Origin of the sequence: Thiothrix winogradskyi (assembly GCF_021650935.1) — a bacterium.
Lineage (GTDB): Bacteria > Pseudomonadota > Gammaproteobacteria > Thiotrichales > Thiotrichaceae > Thiothrix > Thiothrix winogradskyi.
Map to the genome: position 1 here is coordinate 2909689 of NZ_CP091244.1, position 18838 is coordinate 2928526.

The 18838-nt window shown below is 47.1% G+C and carries 13 protein-coding genes; 5 read left to right on the forward strand and 8 right to left on the reverse strand.

Annotation, left to right across the window (positions count from 1 at the left end):
• Positions 1 to 23 precede the first annotated feature (23 nt).
• Complete coding sequence (locus L2Y54_RS14660) at positions 24 to 917, forward strand: NAD(P)-dependent oxidoreductase (RefSeq protein WP_236497101.1); 894 nt, start codon at positions 24 to 26, stop codon at positions 915 to 917.
• A 27-nt stretch (positions 918 to 944) separates the two neighbouring features.
• On the opposite strand, the gene L2Y54_RS14665 is transcribed toward L2Y54_RS14660, so the two are convergent.
• Positions 945 to 1289 (reverse strand): HVO_A0114 family putative DNA-binding protein, encoded by a 345-nt coding sequence (locus L2Y54_RS14665; RefSeq protein ID WP_236497103.1) that lies wholly within the window; start codon positions 1287 to 1289, stop codon positions 945 to 947.
• Positions 1270 to 1566, reverse strand: coding sequence for a toxin-antitoxin system TumE family protein (locus L2Y54_RS14670; protein WP_236497104.1), 297 nt, complete (start codon positions 1564 to 1566; stop codon positions 1270 to 1272). Before L2Y54_RS14670 ends, L2Y54_RS14665 begins: the two co-directional genes overlap by 20 nt.
• 168 nt (positions 1567 to 1734) lie before the next feature.
• Here L2Y54_RS14670 and L2Y54_RS14675 point away from each other — a divergent pair, with 168 nt between their 5' ends.
• Positions 1735 to 4572, forward strand: a complete 2838-nt coding sequence (locus L2Y54_RS14675) for an ATP-dependent DNA helicase (protein ID WP_236497106.1) — start codon at positions 1735 to 1737, stop codon at positions 4570 to 4572.
• Positions 4569 to 6455 carry a DUF7017 domain-containing protein gene (locus L2Y54_RS14680; protein WP_236497107.1) on the forward strand — a complete coding sequence of 629 codons (1887 nt, stop codon included), beginning with the start codon at positions 4569 to 4571 and terminating at the stop codon, positions 6453 to 6455. The genes L2Y54_RS14675 and L2Y54_RS14680 overlap by 4 nt, the downstream gene beginning before the upstream one ends.
• A gap of 168 nt (positions 6456 to 6623) precedes the next feature.
• Here L2Y54_RS14680 and L2Y54_RS14685 read toward each other — a convergent pair whose 3' ends face one another.
• From L2Y54_RS14685 to L2Y54_RS14700, 4 genes are all read right to left on the reverse strand, one after another.
• Positions 6624 to 7118, reverse strand: a complete 495-nt coding sequence (locus tag L2Y54_RS14685) for an LPS-assembly lipoprotein LptE (RefSeq protein WP_236497109.1) — start codon at positions 7116 to 7118, stop codon at positions 6624 to 6626.
• Positions 7118 to 9709, reverse strand: coding sequence for a leucine--tRNA ligase (gene leuS / locus L2Y54_RS14690; protein ID WP_236502038.1), 2592 nt, complete (start codon positions 9707 to 9709; stop codon positions 7118 to 7120). The genes L2Y54_RS14685 and leuS overlap by 1 nt, the downstream gene beginning before the upstream one ends.
• Before the next feature lie 110 nt (positions 9710 to 9819).
• Positions 9820 to 10425, reverse strand: a complete 606-nt coding sequence (locus tag L2Y54_RS14695) for a hypothetical protein (protein ID WP_236497111.1) — start codon at positions 10423 to 10425, stop codon at positions 9820 to 9822.
• Between the two features lie 15 nt (positions 10426 to 10440).
• Positions 10441 to 12846, reverse strand: a complete 2406-nt coding sequence (locus tag L2Y54_RS14700) for a Tex family protein (RefSeq protein WP_311196196.1) — start codon at positions 12844 to 12846, stop codon at positions 10441 to 10443.
• Positions 12847 to 13115: 269 nt separating this feature from the next.
• Here L2Y54_RS14700 and L2Y54_RS14705 point away from each other — a divergent pair, with 269 nt between their 5' ends.
• Positions 13116 to 13670, forward strand: coding sequence for a YfbM family protein (locus tag L2Y54_RS14705; RefSeq protein ID WP_236497113.1), 555 nt, complete (start codon positions 13116 to 13118; stop codon positions 13668 to 13670).
• Positions 13671 to 13740: 70 nt separating this feature from the next.
• On the opposite strand, the gene L2Y54_RS14710 is transcribed toward L2Y54_RS14705, so the two are convergent.
• Positions 13741 to 16968 carry an efflux RND transporter permease subunit gene (locus tag L2Y54_RS14710; RefSeq protein WP_236497114.1) on the reverse strand — a complete coding sequence of 1076 codons (3228 nt, stop codon included), beginning with the start codon at positions 16966 to 16968 and terminating at the stop codon, positions 13741 to 13743.
• Positions 16961 to 18058, reverse strand: coding sequence for an efflux RND transporter periplasmic adaptor subunit (locus L2Y54_RS14715; protein ID WP_236497115.1), 1098 nt, complete (start codon positions 18056 to 18058; stop codon positions 16961 to 16963). The genes L2Y54_RS14710 and L2Y54_RS14715 overlap by 8 nt, the downstream gene beginning before the upstream one ends.
• Positions 18059 to 18158: 100 nt before the next feature.
• Between L2Y54_RS14715 and L2Y54_RS14720 the strand changes: the two genes are divergently transcribed.
• On the forward strand, positions 18159 to 18788 hold the full coding sequence (locus L2Y54_RS14720; RefSeq protein WP_236497117.1) for a DUF4124 domain-containing protein: 630 nt from the start codon (positions 18159 to 18161) through the stop codon (positions 18786 to 18788).
• Positions 18789 to 18838: the final 50 nt, after the last annotated feature.

Genomic DNA, 18838 nt, shown 5'->3' on the forward strand with positions numbered 1-18838 from the left:
TTTTACCCGCTGAAGGAATCCTCATGACTACGCTAACGCAACCTAAAATCGGCTGGATTGGCCCTGGTATTATGGGACTACCGATGTGTAGAAACCTGATGAAAGCCGGTTTCACCCTCGCTGTTTATGCGCGTCGCCCAGAATCCGCGCAAGAACTCGTCAACCAAGGCGCGGAATATTACCCGACCCCTGCTGCACTCGCTGCAAACGTCGACATGATAATTTCTATCGTATCCGACACACCCGATGTGGAAGCGGTATTATTAGGCGAAACCGGTGTCATTGCAGGAGGCAAACCGGGTTTGCTGGTGGTTGACATGAGCACCATTTCTCCGGTTGCCACCCGTGAAATCGCGGCAAAACTGGCAACAAAAGGTATCAGAATGCTCGATGCCCCCGTCTCTGGCGGCGATGTTGGCGCAATCGCTGGCACATTAACCATTATGGTGGGCGGCAATGCTGACGATTTGGAGTATGCCCGCCCTGCGCTTGCCGCAATGAGCAAAACCATCACGCATATCGGTGAGCATGGCGCGGGGCAATTAGCCAAAGCCTGTAATCAATTGATTGCAGCACAAAGCATTATTGCGGTTACTGAAGCGTTTGAAATGGCAAAAGCGGCTGGGGTTGATCCCGCCAAAGTACGTGCAGCCCTGCTCGGTGGTTTCGCTTATTCAAAGGTGTTGGAATTGCACGGACAACGCATCTTGGATGAAAACTTCCAGCCCGGTTTCAAAGCGCACTTGCACAATAAAGACATGCATATTGTGACCGATACTGCCACCACGTTTGGCTTGAATTTACCGGGGACACAACGCGCTGCGGATTATATGCAGGCGTTGGTGGATGCCGGTCTTGGGGAGCTGGATTCGTCGGCGTTGGCGAAAATTGTGCAGCAAAACGCGCTTATTGGATGATTACTATGCCGACTCACTGAATAACACTCAAGCCGCAGCTTGTAGCATAAAATCAACGTGAATACCGTCATAAGGGAACGACACGCCATCACCTGATTTTTTCAACAACCCTGAGTTAAGCAAAGCATGAACGTCGCCGTGTACGGCTTTCACATCACGGTTTACGCGCCGCGCTACTTCACGGATAGAGAGAACGCCACAGCCCGTCATGGCTTTGAGGATTTCCCAACGCTTGATGGTCAGGGTTTGCCATAACAGTTCAGGGGTTTCAAAGCTGATGCGGGGCGTGGAGTTTTCCCCCGTTTTTAATGCGTTAGTGAAGTCTGCCAGTGAGTCTTGCAACGTGCGGACATCAAGTACGACTGTGTTCATCGCGCCACCTCATTACGTCTGTATAAAAGTCCGATACCAGTTGATCAATGCTCGTAAAAGTACAGGCTATTTCTTGTATGCCAATATGCTTGTGGTCGCCTTTGCCTGCTTCATTGTCATAGCGCACCACACAAATACCATCGACTACGAATGCAAGGCGATATTTGTAGTGATGCAAACTGCCACGCACTGGTGAGGACAACTCCCACGCCACCAATTCTGCAAAACTATTGGCAGATAAAACAATGCGGCGTTGGAATATTTCAGTGGCACTCATGTTGGAGAAGATAACAACACTGGCAATGGCAGTCAACAATATTGATTAGGCGTGTTTTTGGAAGAATCGAACATCGTAACTGTAGCTTGGCAACTTACCCCCTCCCTCATTCTCTTCTCGTCAAGTGAAAAATACTTATGATCTTGTGCTGGTTATGTGGTTATAATTATGGTCTTATTTTTCAGCGTTCGTCAAAAAATGCAGTCAACTAATTTCCAGCCCTTGAAATCTCGCTGGCCATATTTGTATGAATATGCCCGTTTTGCCGAAGAGTATGTTTACTCAGATCCTCATACAACTACAATCAAGCTGCGCTGCTTTGCAGAAAACTTAGTAGGCATTCTATACCGAGAACTAAATCTACCTTGTGAGTCTTCTGATGATTTTTTCGGGAAACTAAAGGCTACGGCTTTCCAAGAAATTGTTGATGAGGCTGTTCTCCACAAACTCCATGCTATTCGTGTGCTGGGTAACAAAGCAGCTCATGGTCGCAGCATAGATAAAGATGATGCTCTTTCTCTGATCAAAGAAGCTTACTTGATCGGTCAATGGTTCTATAAAACCTACAGTGCCGACATTTACGATGAATACCCCGCGTATATTATTCCTGTTAAGCCTCCAGATCGTCTAAACGAACTCAATCAGGTAAAGGAGAATCTAGCTCGACAGTTGGTAGCTGCCAAAGACGAATTAGATAGACTGAAAAAGTCGGAGAAAGCTGCGCTGGCAGAAGTGGCGGTACTCAACCAGTCACTGGATCAGGTCAAACTTCAAACTTTCAAGAACTCGGCTGCCCAAGCAGCCAGTACGATAGATTTTCAAGTCGAAACCACCCGCAAGCTGATCAATATGCATGATATTTTTGCAGAATATACCCTTAATGATGGGCAGACAGAGTTGATTAACCGACTCAATCAGTTTATTAATAGCAAAGAATATAATATTTTTCTACTCAAAGGTTACGCAGGTACAGGTAAAACCTTTATCACTAAGGGATTGACAGAATATTTTCGTGCTATTGGTCGTAACTATATATTAGCGGCTCCAACTGGTAAAGCTTCCAAAGTTATTGCCCTTAAAACGAATTCACCCGCTTATACGATTCATAAAACTATTTATTCATTTCATGATATTGTTGAGTATCGTGATGATGATATTGATGGTACAGAAACATTCAAATTCTATGCAAAAATAGCAGTAAATGAACACTCTGTTGACACGGTTTATATTGTGGACGAAGCATCTATGATTTCTGATGTTTATCAGGAGGCAGAATTCTTTCGTTTTGGTACTGGCTATTTACTCTCTGATTTTCTCAAATTTGTTAATCTGGATCACAACGATCATCGTAAGAAAGTAATTTTTATCGGTGACAATGCACAATTACCGCCTGTTGGAATGAATGCTTCACCGGCTCTGAATGCAGAATACCTACTTAATAAACATCATGTGCATTCTACAGACTTCGAGTTGACGGAGGTAGTACGTCAGAAAGCTGAAAGCGGTGTCATTAAGAACTCAATACCGCTTCGCAAGGCATTACAGGAAAATGTGTTTAATCAGTTAGATATTGACTTCAAGTACTCTGACGTGAAACAGGTAGAATATCAGGACTTAATATCTCATTACCTAGAGTCTTGCGATAATAAAATTAATGGGGAATCTATCATTATTGCACACTCTAATGCAGATGTTGCTGACTACAATCATATGATTCGAGAGCATTTCTTTCCAAATTGCCCAGAAATAGCGCGTGGCGACAAGGTGATGGCACTGGCAAACAGTGACGCTCATGGCATTTTTATATCCAATGGCGATTTTGGCTTAATTAGCAAAGTACTGGGAAATTCAGAAAAACGCAGAATTACACTCAAAAGAAAAAACCAAGATTCAAAGGAAATTGAAGAAACCCAGGTTGAATTGGTATTTAGAGAAGTGAAAATTGGTTTTAAAAATCTGGATGGCACTCCATGCTTTTTCCAAGCAAAAATTATTGAAAATTTACTTTATGATAAAGAGCCTGGGCTATCCTCTGATCAGAACAAGGCACTGTATCTCGACTTTTGCATACGTAACAAGAACATACCAAGGAAAAGCAAGGAGTTTAAGCAGTTGCTGAAAATTGATCCTTACTTCAATGCATTGCGTCTTAAATTTGGCTATGCTATTACTTGTCACAAAGCACAAGGCAGCGAATGGAATAATGTTTTTGTGAAATGTAAAAGCCATCAAAACCAACTGACATCTGATTACTTTCGTTGGCTCTATACAGCAATTACTCGAACGACGCAAAAATTGTATCTACTTGATCCACCTCATCTTAAACTGGGAGCAGGAATTAAGTCTGTTCCAAATATAGGTATTAATCTAGGGCAACAGCTCATAGACGAAGAAAGTAATTTGCAAAAAACCTCATCTATTGATGTGTCCGATGCTTTGGATACATTTGGTATCCCACAAAATGCACCATTCCTATTAACCATTTTGAAAGAATTACGCAGATTGATCGATGGTAAAGGGATTGTAATTGATAGTATCACTCACCACCAATACCAAGAGGCTTATCTTTTTAAGCGTGGTGACGAATTCTCCCATATTGATGTGCGCTACAACGGCAAAGGTAAAATCACTCGTATAACGACATCACAATCAACGGAAATGAGTAATGAAATAGTCAATTTACTTTCACCACTTCAAGGATTGCCGATAGTTATAAGCACTATAAAATCGATTCATGATTTTAACTTTGAGAAGTCTTTTTTGAATGATTTTCACCAAAGAATTCTAGTTTTGACAACTGAAAACAGTATTACTGTTCAGGATGTAGTAGAACAACAATGGTCTCAGCGATACACTTTTATCAAAGATGAGGAACGTGCCGTATACGATATTTGGTATAACGGGAAAAGCCAATTTACCCGTTGTCAGGCAGTCATTACACAATGTTCGCGAGGAACGTTAGTCGGTAAGATTGAAGAGCTATTAACTAAGGGTATGAATTTATGATTACCAGCAAAGAAGTATTCGCAAAACGCAAAGAAGGTGCGCTGGATGATGCCTACCAAATGGCTTTGCAGTTGACGAATCAATCGAGTGTTGATGACTGGGATTTCAAAGCATTAGCTTGGTGTTTGATTGATTTAATCAAACGAGAGGTAAAGGCTGAAAATCAGCAAAACTTGATTCTATATCGCCAACAATTGGAAGGCATTAAAGCGTTTCCAGCCGATGATGTGTTGCAGAGAGGAATACGGAATGTATTGTCACTTTGTAATCCACATGGTCAATTAATCAGTCAGGCGAAGGCATTAAGCAAAGAAAACAAACATGAGGAAGCTGCAAATCTTTATCGTAAGGTTTGGATGGCAAGTTCAGCCGATCGGGAGACTCAAACCAGCTTTGGCTGGGAATTATACAAAATTTCTAAAGAATTGGTAGCTAAAGAAAACTCAAACCTTGGTATTATTAAGAGAAACATGAATGACTATCTCAAGCTAGATGTTGAGAAACCTTCACTACTTCATTCCTGTTTTCTTCAGCTTGCGGCAAAAATTACATCACAAGATCAATTTAATATGATGGTTTTCTCATATCAATGGAATCTGGAATATCTACGTCCAGAAGATTTTGAACGTTATCGCGATAATAACGGCAAGGATTTCCCATCGTTGGCGGAAAAAGTGATTCAGCAGGCTAGTAAAAAAGCGGCAAGTTCAGATAATCTTGAGTATTTGAACTATATTTTGCCTTATGTTGACTCTGCTATTAATCAATATCCCGATAATATCTGGTTAAAGCTTAATAAAGCTAAGCTTTTGTTGGCATTAGATAAATATGACAATGCTTTTATATTTGGGCTGGATGTCGTAAAGTCAAAGATTAATGATTACTGGGCTTGGGAATTATTGGGTGATATTTGTGCTGGCACTAATCTTAGTAATGCACTTAGCTGTTATTGTAAGGCTTTATTATGTTCAACTGATGATAAGTTTACAGGAAAAGTTAGACTGAAACTTGCTCAGTGTCTAATAAGTATTGGTGAATTAACCAGAGCCAAATACGAAGTTGAGAGAGTCTTAGCTTTTAGAGAAAAAGAATCACAGCACATTCCCGAAGATGCCATGAGAATCATCTCGCAAGAATGGTATGCAGCAACTCAGGAAAATACATCTAATTTAGACTACTATAGAGCACATACTTCGGTTGCGGAATCACTATTATTTAGTACACTGCAATGGATTAACGCAAATGTCGGCGGAAAATTTACGATTCCAGGCAAAGAAGATAAACCAAAGCGAAAAATATTTTTAAAAATTTCTGCCGATCCGATAGAAATAAGTATCTCAGAATCGAAATTCCCATATAAAAAACTAATAGATGGAGCAGGGCTTCGTATAAAAGGAGAATTTGATAGCAATCAACGATTTCAAGTATATGTTATCGAGGAAAGGCATAGTATAAAACCATGGGATATTTTTACAGTGGAAATTGGAGTAATTGATCATGTAAATATGGAAAGAGGCGTTATTCATTTTATTGTCAACAGAAATATAGATGGCGTTGTGCCGATCAGAGATTTAGAGGAGGAATGTAAAGAAGGCGATGCTATAGCTGTTAAGTTATTTAAACATACATCAAAAAAAGGGATTGAACATCGTGTTATTCACGCTGCCATAACGAATCTAACCCCTAGTGAATTGATAAGAAGAGAATTTTTTGAAGAGGTTCATGTGACGAATGGCATGGGTTTTACCAAAAGTAATATTTTTATATCACCACCTTTAATCACTGAATACCAAGTTATTGATGGACAAAAAATTTCAGGTGTTGCCATATTAAATTACAACAGAAAAAAATCCAGTTGGGGTTGGAGAGCAATTTCAATTTAAAAGTAAGCAGTCATTTTGGTAGTGATTCCAGATATTCGCCCAGAATTTGAGATTAACAAATTCGCTTGGACTTTGATTTTTGCAGGTAACAACATCTCTAAATACCGTCTAATTCTTGCATAACTCAGCCGGTGCACAGTCGAGATTGTTGATACCCCCGAACCAAACTCACTTAAGCGCCTGAAGCCTCAGCAAAATAAGGCGCACCGCTTCACGGCGTAACTCCTCCTTGATGACGGCTTCCTCTTCTGCTGTGCCTAAGACGTATTTGCCATCATACACTTGGGAACGGGTGGCGCTGACCGAACGTGCCACGCTTTCCGCCATCGCAGGCGTTTTGACCGTGAAATCAACCGTGACGGAATGGTTGAACTCACGCACTTGCCGCGTCGAGGAATACCCTGACACCGAACGGTGTTCCCGCACATTACTGATACTTAAGGTGGTCGCGGCATCTTGCGGATTTTCTTTCAGGTTCACTCCCGCATCCTCCAAACCATCACGCAACGCCAAGGCAAAATCACTTTGCGGGTCAAGCCCTTGCAAATAAATCCCTTGGAGCATCAGTTCCGGCAACGGCTTACTGCCACGCAGGTGGAACGGTTCCCCCCCACACGCGGGCAGCAATAACAGTAAACTCAACGCTAAAATGAACGCTTTCATTAGTTCGCCACAATGTTTACCAAACGGCCTTTGACGACGATGACTTTTTGCACAGTCAAGCCGTCAAGGAATTTTTGAACATTCTCATTGGCTAATGCCGTGGCTTTAATGGCATCTTCAGCCGTACTAGCGCTGACCTGAATCTTGCCACGCACCTTGCCATTTACCTGCACGATCAATTCCAGCGTGTTTTGCACTAAGGCACTTTCATCCACCGCAGGCCAGCGCGTATTCACTACCGCCTCATCATGTCCCAACGCCTGCCAGAGTGCATGAGAAATGTGTGGCGTAATCGGCGCAAGCATCAACACCACGGTTTCCAAGGCTTCGTGACGCACCGACCGACCAATAACACTTTCATCGCTAAAGCGCGAAATTTCATTGAGCAATTCCATATTCGCCGCCACAGCCGTGTTGAACGTATGGCGACGTGACATATCATCCCCCACCTTCTGTATCATCTGATGCACTTTGCGGCGCAATGCTTGCTGCACATCATCCAACACTGTGGTATCCAGTGGTTCGACCGCACCTAAAGCCACGTGATCAAACACTTGTTTCCACAACCGTCTGAGAAAGCGTTGCGCTCCTTCTACCCCAGAATCCGACCATTCCATGCTTTGATCCGGTGGTGCAGCGAACATCGAGAACAAGCGCAAGGTATCCGCGCCGTATTTCTCAATCATTTCCTGCGGGTCAGCGCCGTTATTCTTGGATTTAGACATTTTGGTAATGCCACCGGATTGCACCGGCAAGCCGTCGGCAAGCAGCGTTGCACCCACCACACGCGCCTTATCATCACGCTCGATAGCTACCGCAGCGGGTTGGAACCAATCCTGACCGCCATTCTCTTTCTCGCGGTAGAAGGTTTCTGCCAACACCATGCCTTGCGTTAACAAGTTAGTAAAAGGTTCATCTGAGTCCACTAACTTACTGTCACGCATCATTTTATGGAAAAAGCGTGAATACAGTAAATGCAAAATCGCGTGCTCAATCCCGCCAATATACTGATCAACGGGCAACCAATAATTGGCGCGAGAATCCAGCATTGCCTCATGACTATCCGGGCAGGTATAGCGGGCGTAATACCAAGAAGACTCAAAAAACGTGTCGAACGTATCGGTTTCTCGCGTCGCCGGTTTTCCGCAAGACGGGCAGGTTGTCTGGTAAAATTCCGGCATCCGCTTAATCGGTGAGCCGCCGGTTTCATCAAACGTCACGTCTTCGGGCAAAATCACCGGCAAATCTTTTTCCGGCACAGGCACAGCCCCGCAATCATCGCAATAAATGATCGGAATCGGGCAACCCCAATAACGTTGGCGGGAAACACCCCAGTCACGCAACCGGAAATTAATCCGTCGCCGTCCTTTACCTTTTTTCACCAAATAATCAGCGATTGCCTCAAACGCAGCAGCAGAGGTCAGTCCGCTAAATTCACCCGAATCAACCAACACGCCTTTTTCGGTAAACGCGGCGGTATTCAGATCAATTTCACGCTCATCACTTGGCACAATCACTTGTTTAATGGGCAAACCGTACACTTTGGCAAATTCCCAGTCACGCTGATCATGTGCCGGAACCGCCATCACTGCCCCAGAACCATAAGACATCAGCACGAAATTGGCGACCATGACCGGCACGCTTGCACCCGTCACCGGATGCACCGCCATGATTTTCGTCGCCATGCCCTTCTTTTCCATCGTTGCCATATCGGCTTCGGCAACTTTGACCAGTTTGCATTCTTCGATGAAAGCCGCTAATGCTGGGTTAGTTTGTGCCGCTTTCAACGCCAGTGGGTGTTGCGCAGCAACGGCTACATAAGTTACGCCCATCAAGGTATCAGGGCGGGTGGTAAACACGCTTAACTTGCTGTCAGAACCCGTCAAACCAAATTCCAGTTCCACCCCTTCTGAGCGCCCAATCCAGTTTTCCTGCATGGTACGCACTTGTTGCGGCCAACCGGGCATCTTGCCAATTTCTTCCAACAATTCATCGGCATAGGCAGTAATCTTTAAAAACCACTGGTCAATTTCACGCTGTTCGATCAACGCACCAGAACGCCAGCCGCGTCCGTCAATCACCTGCTCATTGGCTAATACGGTCTGGTCAACCGGATCCCAATTCACCGTGGATTTTTTGCGGTACACCAAGCCTTTTTCATACAACTGGGTAAAAAACCATTGTTCCCAGCGGTAGTACTCAGGCGTGCAGGTGGCAATTTCTCGTGACCAATCAATGCCCAAACCCATCGACTTGAGTTGGCTGCGCATGTAACCAATGTTTTTGTACGTCCAGGCAGCGGGCGCGGTATTGTTTTTGATGGCGGCATTTTCAGCGGGCAAACCAAACGCATCCCACCCCATCGGTTGCAAAACGTTTTTGCCCTGCATCCGCTGGAAACGTGCAATCACATCACCGATGGTGTAATTGCGAACATGCCCCATGTGCAGCACACCGCTGGGATAGGGAAACATGGAGAGGCAGTAATATTTTTCCTTGTTGGGGTCTTCGGTGACTTCAAAAGTACGTTGTTGTTCCCAGAATTGCTGAATTTCCGGTTCCAAGGATTGCGGTTGATACTGTTCCTGCATATTACTCATAGCCTAGGCTTGCTTTTCACTGGTGATCAAAGGGGCGAAGCATACAAAGGCTGCTAACAATACGCCAGCAGCTTTGCGGGTAAGCGCGGGATTATAGCGGATTATTTGGGGCAATTCTCCACGCAAAACTGATAAGGCTTCACTGCCCCGCCACAACTGGTATAACACTGGCGGTATTGCGCGTCACATTGGCATTCATTGCTACAGCTTAGGTCGCGAATCCGGGCGGTTTCGCCAGTTAGCGTCGGCTTTTCAGGCATCTTATCTGGGCGACGCGGCTCACTGAGCAACGGTAGCCCATTGAGCAAAGTGTGGTGATGTAAGCAACTCGCCGACTCTTTACCATCCCGGTTACAGGTAAGCCGCCGCAGGTCATGTTGCAATTCGCGCTGGCGTAATTCCATTTCGTAAAAGCGCAAATCGGTTTCATAACGCTCCATTTCGCGCTGCCAGACAGCCAAGCGCGTGTCGTATTCGCTGAGCTTGGCGGGAAGTTCGACTTTAGCCTGTTGCTCGGCTTTGGCACTGCATTGACCGTATTGCAGATTGCATTGCAGGTTGCAGGTGCGCGATTGGGTTTCACAGCTGTTGAGACAACTCAAACCAGCGGTGCTCGCCGGTGGAGTGAACGCATAGCGGGTTTCGTATTGCGGCGCACAGCCGGATAACAGCCAAAGGCTGAATAAGAATCCCCACCATTTGTTCATCACTCACCTCATTGTTTATTTACGCATTTTTGCCAAGGCTGCCGCTAAGGCATCACCCATTGCTGAGTTTGCGGCAGGCGCTGGCTCTTTCATAGGTTTTTTCGCGTTGGGCTGACGAGTATCCGCTTTACGGTCATGACGTGCGTTACGATCATTACGCTCATGACTACGTTCCGGCTGCGGGTGTGCCGCCGCTGGTCGACGCTCTTCACGACTGGCTGCCGCCTTAGCAACGGGGTTTTGGACAGCTTTCGGCTGGGTAGGTTCCAAACGCATGGTTAAGCTGATCCGCTTGCGTTGCACATCGACCTCTTCGACGCGCACTTTCACCACATCGCCGGTACGCACCACTTCACGCGGGTCTTTGATGAATTTGTCGGTCAATTGGGAAATGTGTACCAAGCCATCTTGATGCACACCAATATCGACAAATGCCCCAAAATTCGCCACGTTCGTGACCACCCCTTCGAGAATCATGCCCGTTTGCAAATCTTTCAACTCATTGACGCCTTCGCGGAAGGTAGCAGTCACAAATTCCGGGCGCGGGTCACGTCCCGGCTTTTCCAGTTCCGCCAAAATATCGCGGATAGTGGGCAAACCGAACTGTTCAGTCACGTAATCGGCTGGGGTAAGCGTGCCGACAAACGCGCCATTTCCCACCAATTCTTGCAAAGGCTGACGGTTGACAGCGGCAATCTGCTCCACCAGCGTGTAGGCTTCTGGGTGAACGGCGGAGGCATCCAATGGGTATTCCCCATCACGAATCCGCAAGAAACCGGCGGCTTGTTCAAACGTTTTCGCCCCCAGCCGTGACACTTTTTTCAATTGGTTGCGATTGCGGAATGCGCCATTGTCATTGCGGAAATCCACAATATTGTCGGCAATGCCACTGTTTAAACCGGATACCCGTGCCAATAACGCCGCAGAAGCGGTATTCACATCGACCCCGACGGCGTTTACACAGTCTTCGACCACCGCATCCAGGGAGCGTGCCAATTCTGGTTGATTCAAATCGTGCTGGTATTGACCAACCCCGATGGATTTCGGGTCAATTTTCACCAATTCTGCCAGCGGATCTTGCAAGCGGCGGGCAATGGATACAGCACCACGGATGGAAACATCCAAACCAGGGAATTCGCGGGCAGCCAATTCGGAAGCGGAATACACCGATGCACCCGCTTCTGACACCACAATTTTAGACAGCTTGAGGTCGGGGTGACGGCTAATCAAATCGCCCGCCAACTGATCGGTTTCGCGGGATGCCGTGCCATTGCCAATGCTGATCAGTTCCACGCTGTGTTTGGCGCATAAATCAGCCAAGATCGCAATTGACTGATCCCACTGCTTTTTCGGCACATGCGGGTAGATCGTGGCAAAGTCCAACAGCTTGCCGGTGGTATCCACAACAGCAACTTTCACCCCCGTGCGCAAACCGGGATCAAGCCCCAGCGTATTACGCGCCCCGGCAGGAGCTGCCAGCAATAAATCTTTCAAATTCGCCGCAAACACGCGGATGGCTTCTGCCTCCGCCTGTTCACGCAAACGTTGATTCAGATCGGTACTTAAGCGGCTGTGCAACTTTACTTTCCAAGTCCAGCGCACTGTATCCAGCAACCACCGATCCGCAGCCCTGCCTTGATCATAAATATTAAACGCTTGGGCAATTTTGTCTTCACACGGGTGGCTCATGCCGTCTGCTACGGCGACATCCAGTTTCAAATCCAGAATGCCTTCGTTGCGCCCCCGGAATAATGCCAAGGCGCGGTGGGAAGGAATCTTGTTTAACGCTTCACTATACGCAAAGTAATCAGCAAACTTCTGCCCCTCTTCTTCCTTGCCCGCAATCACGCCGGACTCGAAACCGCCCTGTTCCCACAAATATTCACGCAATGTGCCGCTCAGTTCAGGGTTTTCCGCGAAATCTTCCATGAGGATTTGCCGCGCACCATCCAGTACCGCTTTGGTGTCGGCGAACTCCAGCGCCGGGTTGAGGTACTTGGCAGCTTCGGTTTCAGGGTCAAGTTGCGGATTACTCAGCAAAGCTTCTGCCAGTGGCTGGATACCGGCTTCACGGGCAATCATGGCTTTGGTGCGGCGTTTGGGCTTGTAAGGCAGGTAAATGTCTTCGAGTTCAGTACGGGTTTGCGCTTGCAATACTTGCTGTTCTAACTCGGCACTCAACTTACCTTGTTCACGGATAGAGTTCAGTACGGTTTCACGACGCTTTTCCAGTTCACGTAAGCTGCCCAAGCGGGTTTCGAGGTAACGCAGTTGGGTATCATCCAGCCCACCGGTTTTTTCCTTACGGTAACGGGCAATGAAAGGAACGGTTGAACCTTCGTCCAATAAGGCGACAGCACTAGCCACTTGCTGTTCCTGAACCGCCAATTCGGTAGCGATACGTGAAAGAATACTTTGCATACGAAACTCGTTGTTGTGATCAATGCGACGCATCATAACAAAGTCAGGGGAAGCCGCAAAACAAAGCGAATTAAATGTGATTGGTGATGATTATCACAGCAAAAGCACTAGACCACTGCGATAATCCGCTCACTAAGTAAGCAATAGAATGCGCCTACCTCCCTTCAAGCGGCTGAACTTATAAAAAGGGGATAGGGATGCGCCTTCACAACTAAACAACGTTTATACATTTTTTGGCTTTGCCAGTTCTCAAAAAGGGTCTAATTATCATGGGTGTACATTTACATCTTGCTGCAATTTCTGATTTTAATATCAGCCGTCTGATGGCAAATCCCAAGCTCATCTGGACAGTCGCGTTTGCAGAACAAGTCAACGCCATACAAGCCGAGCCAGCATTTCCGGCATCGCGCTACGCACTTGAACCGGAAACGGTCAATCTGCGCGAAACCTTGGGTGAATACTGGCATGGCATTCATTATTTGATGTGCGGGCAAGTATGGAGCGGCGAATTTCCCGACGCATTTCTGATTGATGGCGGCAGCTACGTGGGTGATGTGGATTTGGGGTATGGTCCGGCGCGTGCGTTTGAATCTTGTGAAGTCAAACATATCGCTCAAGCATTACTGAACAAAACGCCTGAAACCTTAGCGCAGCATTTTAATGCCAACCAAATGCTGGATGATGATATTTACCCGCAAATTTGGGACGGTAACGACCAAGCATTGGATAATTGCCTGAACCGTTTCAAAGCCATGCAGCATTTCATGCGCCATGTGGCTGAAAACAATCTGGGTTTAACGGTTTATCTGCAAGCGACACACTGATAAAAGAACCTCACCCCCCGCCCCCTCTCCTTGACAGGAGAGAGGGAGAAAGAGTCGCGTTTCTTAGCCCCTAAGCGACCACGCCTTTAATGGTGGCGAGGCGATTGCGTGCGTACATGTAGTACATCAACGGAATCAATACCAAGGTCAGCACGGTGGAAACCAAGATCCCGAAAATCAACGATACGGCTAAACCACCAAAGATTGGGTCATCAATAATAAAGAATGCACCGACCATTGCCGCCAACGCGGTTAAGGCAATCGGTTTCGCCCGCACCGCGCTGGAATTAATGACAGCCTCTTTCAAATCCATGCCGCCACGTACCTGCTCGTTGATAAAGTCCACCAGCAAAATTGAATTACGTACAATAATCCCTGCCAACGCAATCATGCCGATCATGGAAGTCGCGGTAAACTGCATCCCCAATAAGGCATGACCCGGCATAACCCCGATAATGGTCAGCGGAATGGGCGACATAATAACCAGCGGCACCATGTACGAGCGGAATTGCACCACGATCAATAAGAAGATCAGAATCATCCCAACCCCGTAAGCAATCCCCATATCGCGGAAGGTTTCGTAAGTCACTTGCCATTCGCCATCCCACTTCATGCCGTACAAATACGGGTCATCGGGCTGGGCGATAAAGAATTGATTGACTGGGTTATCGTATACCGATAATTCCTTGATACCGCTGAAGATTTCAAACATGCCATACAGCGGGCTATCGGTGGTACCTGCCATATCGCCCGTCACGTAAACAACCGGCAATAAGTCTTTGTGGTAAATAGAATGTTCGCGGGTGGTTTCCTGCACGCTCACCAATTCAGACATCGGCACTAATTCACCCGCTTGGCTACGTACTCGTAACGCCAGCACCGAATCCATTTTGTCTTTGAGCGCTACCGGGAATTCAATGCGAATCGGTACGGCGTATTTAATCCCCTTACCGTGCAAAAACACCACGTCCTCACCACTTAATACCGTATCAATTGCCGAGGCAATCGCATCTTGCGATACCCCCAACAAAGCGGCTTTACTGCGGTCAACTTGCACCACCAAACGTTTTTGCGGCGCTTCTACGCTGTCATCAATATCGACAATATCCGGCGTTTGCTCAAATACCTCACGAATTTGCTTGGCAACCGCAATCTGCCCCGGATAATCCAAACCGTACACCTCTGCCACAATCGGCGACATGACAGGTGGCCCCGGTGGTACTTCCACCACTTTCACATTCGCGTTGTATTTCTTGGCAATTTCTTGCAACGGCGGGCGCACAGCCAAGGCAATCTCGTGGCTTTGGCGTTCACGTCCGTGGGAATCGGTCAAATTAACCTGAATATCCCCAACGTTAGCCCCTTCACGCAAATAGTATTGACGTACTAAGCCATTGAAATTAATAGGTGCCGCCGTTCCCGCATAAATCTGGTAATCGGTGACTTCATCCACTTTACCCAAGTATTCCGACATTTCATTGAGTACCCGCGAGGTTTGCTCCAATGAAGTGCCTTCCGGCATATCCAGAATCACCTGAAATTCAGACTTATTATCGAAAGGCAACATTTTAAGCACAACCAGCTTGAATACCGCCAACGAAGCCGACAATACGATCAGCAAAGTAATCACCGCAAACAAGGTTACGCGCCGCTTGCCGCCTTTCTTGTCATCCAAAAACGGCGACATAATGCGGCTGAAAAAGCCGTGCAGCTTATTGTTATCGTGTTGATGATGCATGAAATCGACATTTGCCAACATTTTACCCGTCATCCAAGGCGTTACCACGTAAGCCACTGCCAAGGAAATCAACATCCCCATACTCGCATTGATCGGAATCGGCGACATATAAGGTCCCATTAACCCCGATACAAACGCCATTGGCAATAACGCCGCGATCACCGTAAAGGTCGCCAAAATCGTTGGCCCCCCCACCTCATCAACCGCTAGCGGAATGACTTCCAGCAGTTTTTTACCGCCCTGCTGCATGTGCCGGTGAATATTTTCCACCACCACAATCGCATCATCCACCAGAATCCCGATGGAAAAAATCAACGCAAACAATGACACCCGATTCAGCGTAAACCCATACGCCCACGACGCAAACAACGTCACCGCCAGGGTAATCACCACCGCAGCACCCACGATTAAGGCTTCACGCCACCCCAAAGCAAACCAAATCAGCAAGGCGACCGCAATCGTTTCAATAATCAACTTGTGAATCAGCTTTTCAGATTTAGCTTGCGCGGTTTCGCCATAGTTGCGCGTCACCGTAACATTCACGCCCTCTGGCACAAATGTGCCACGCAATTTCTCGAAACGGTCAATGACATTATCGGCAATATCCACCGCATTCGTGCCGGGTTGTTTAGCGACTGCAATCGTTACCGCAGGCGTATGAATGCCAGCGGGCAAGCCTTTGTGTACCGCCGCCGCACCCGTGCCAAAGCTCACATACGCTTCCGGCGAGTCTGAGGTACGCTTCACTTCCGCCACATCGCTGAGGAATACGGGTTTGCCATCCATTACCCCAACCATCAGCTCGCCGACTTCAGACGCATCCATGAGGAAAGTACCGGCTTGCACTTGGATTTCCTCATTATTGTTCACGAGGGAAACCGCATCACGTGCCGAATTACTTGCCTGCAAAGCATTACGCAAATCGGCTAAGGAGATCCCATGCCCCGCCAGTTTTTCCGCATCCAATAACACATGCACCACTTGCTGCGGACCACCGATGGTATAAATGTCACGCGAACCGGGGACACGCTTGAGTTCAGATTCAATCGCGTGCGCCACTTGATTTAACTCATACGCCCCACGTTTCTCATCCTCTGTCCACAACGTTAGTGCCACAATCGGCACATCATCAATGCCTTTAGGTTTAATCAGTGGTGTACCCACCCCTAGATTTTGTGGCAACCAGTCTTGATTAGACTCAACTTTATTGTATAAACGTACCAAGGCATCAGTACGATTCTGCCCCACTTTGTATTGCACCGTCAGCACCGACATCCCCGGCATTGAGGTGGAATAAATATGTTCCAAACCCTCAATTTCGGACAAGACCTGTTCAGCAGGCGTACTCACCAAACTTTCCACCTGCTCAGCACTTGCCCCCGGAAACGGGATAAACACATTCGCAAAGGTCACGTTAATCTGCGGGTCTTCTTCACGCGGTGTCACCATGACAGCAAACAGCCCCAACAGCAACCCCACCAATGCCAATAACGGCGTGATTTCCGTCAACAAGAATTTTTTGGCAATCCCACCGGATATGCCTAGCTTTGGCTCATTCATCGTGCGTTGCCTCCGCCGCTTGTTGCTTCAGGGAAATCGCCGCGTGCACAGGGTCAAGCGCAATGGTTTCCCCGGCTGATAAACCCGCCAGCACGCTGATGGTATTGTCATCCAATTTTTTGCCTAAACGGATTTGGCGTAACGCCGGTTTGCCTTCCGCATTGAGAACATAAACCCCAATCACCTCGCTACGCACCACAACGGCGCTTTCAGGAATACTGACCACACCCTCCTGCTGCCCCATAACAAATGCCACTTTCACGAACATGCCGGGGAATAAGTCCTGCACACCAGCTTTCAAATCAATCCTGACCTTAAAAGCGTTGGTTTTGGGGTCGGCATACGGGAAAAATATTAATGAATCAACAGCTAACGACTTATTAGAGCCATCCTGAAACACAAATACTTTCTTTTCTTGGCGCACTTTAGCAATTAAACGCTGCGGCACATCGACCACCACACGCAGCTTATCCAATGAAATCCCCGTCATCACCGGTGTACCGGGGTTGACCGCCTCACCTAATTGCACATGACGTTTGGTCACAATGCCGCCGTAAGGTGCAATCAAAGTGGTATAGCCCAACTGCTCACCGGCTTGCGTCACTTGTGCCCTCGCTGCCGCCAAACGTGCTTCCGCTGCTTTCAATCCAGCTTGAGCCGCATCCAAATCCGCCTTGGGCACAAGACGCTTGGTGTAAATTTCACTAATGCGTTTGAAATCGGCTTGCGCTTCGGTGTAACGGGCTTGTGCCTCATCTAAGGAAGCTTGGGCTTGTTCGACACCAGCCTGTTGATTTTTGGATTTGATCCGCGCAATTACCTGACCCGGCTCTACGTAATCATCCACATCGTAAAACAGTTTTTCGATAACCCCACTGGTTTGCGCAGAAATCGTACTTTCATTGACGGCTTCCACATGCCCGTCGAGATAATGTAATTCAGGTGTACCGACGGCATTCACCGTGGCCGTCTGCAAAGCTGACTGCACCGATGTTTTCACTGCATCTGAAGTCGCTGCTTGCTCGGCGTTTCCGCAAGCAGACAATGCAGACAATCCGACAATCAGTAACCACTTTGGTAACATTTTCATGGCATACTTACCTTAAATAAAATGAGAAGTTGACGCATCCTAACAGAGAATATTAGAAAACACTAATATGTGGTCAAACACTAACATTACAAGGTGATCCATGAAAACAGCAATCTTTATGCCAGTCATACTCCTGACCGCCGCGATGGCAGCTAACAATGCAGTCGCTGACATGTACAAATGGACCGATAAAAACGGCGTAACCCATTACACCCAAACCCCGCCACCACCTGAGGTCAAAGGTGAAAACATTGAAGATGACATCCGTCTGTCCACTGGCAAGTTAGGCAACACCATCCCTAGCGCACCGGAGGCAGAACCCCAAGATGAGCTGGAAAAAGCCCGCAAGGAAGGCGAAAAAAGCGACCAAAAACACCGCGATTTTTGCGCCCAACAAAACGATGCGCTGCAAAAAATGGCGGCGAATGCACTCATTAAGTGGAAAGATGCCCAAGGCGAACGCTTCCTAACGGCTGAAGAAAAAACCGCCAAGACAAAAGAAATTCAAGGCAATATTGACAGTTTATGCAAACCAGAAATGTTCAATAAAACCGAGAAAACCACCAGCCAAACCGAAAAAGCGGTTGATGCACGCCTAAATACTGACAATCAGACCACCTCAGAAGTCAGTCAAAGCACCGGCACATCAAGCGCCAGTAATGAGGCAACGGGTTCAGGCAGCAATACCACGAATCAAGCAGCCGCAGCCATGCTACCGGCAACTGATTGACATAGGTCAAGAAAATCAAATGCAACCTAGTGCGAACCCTTAAAGCCCCC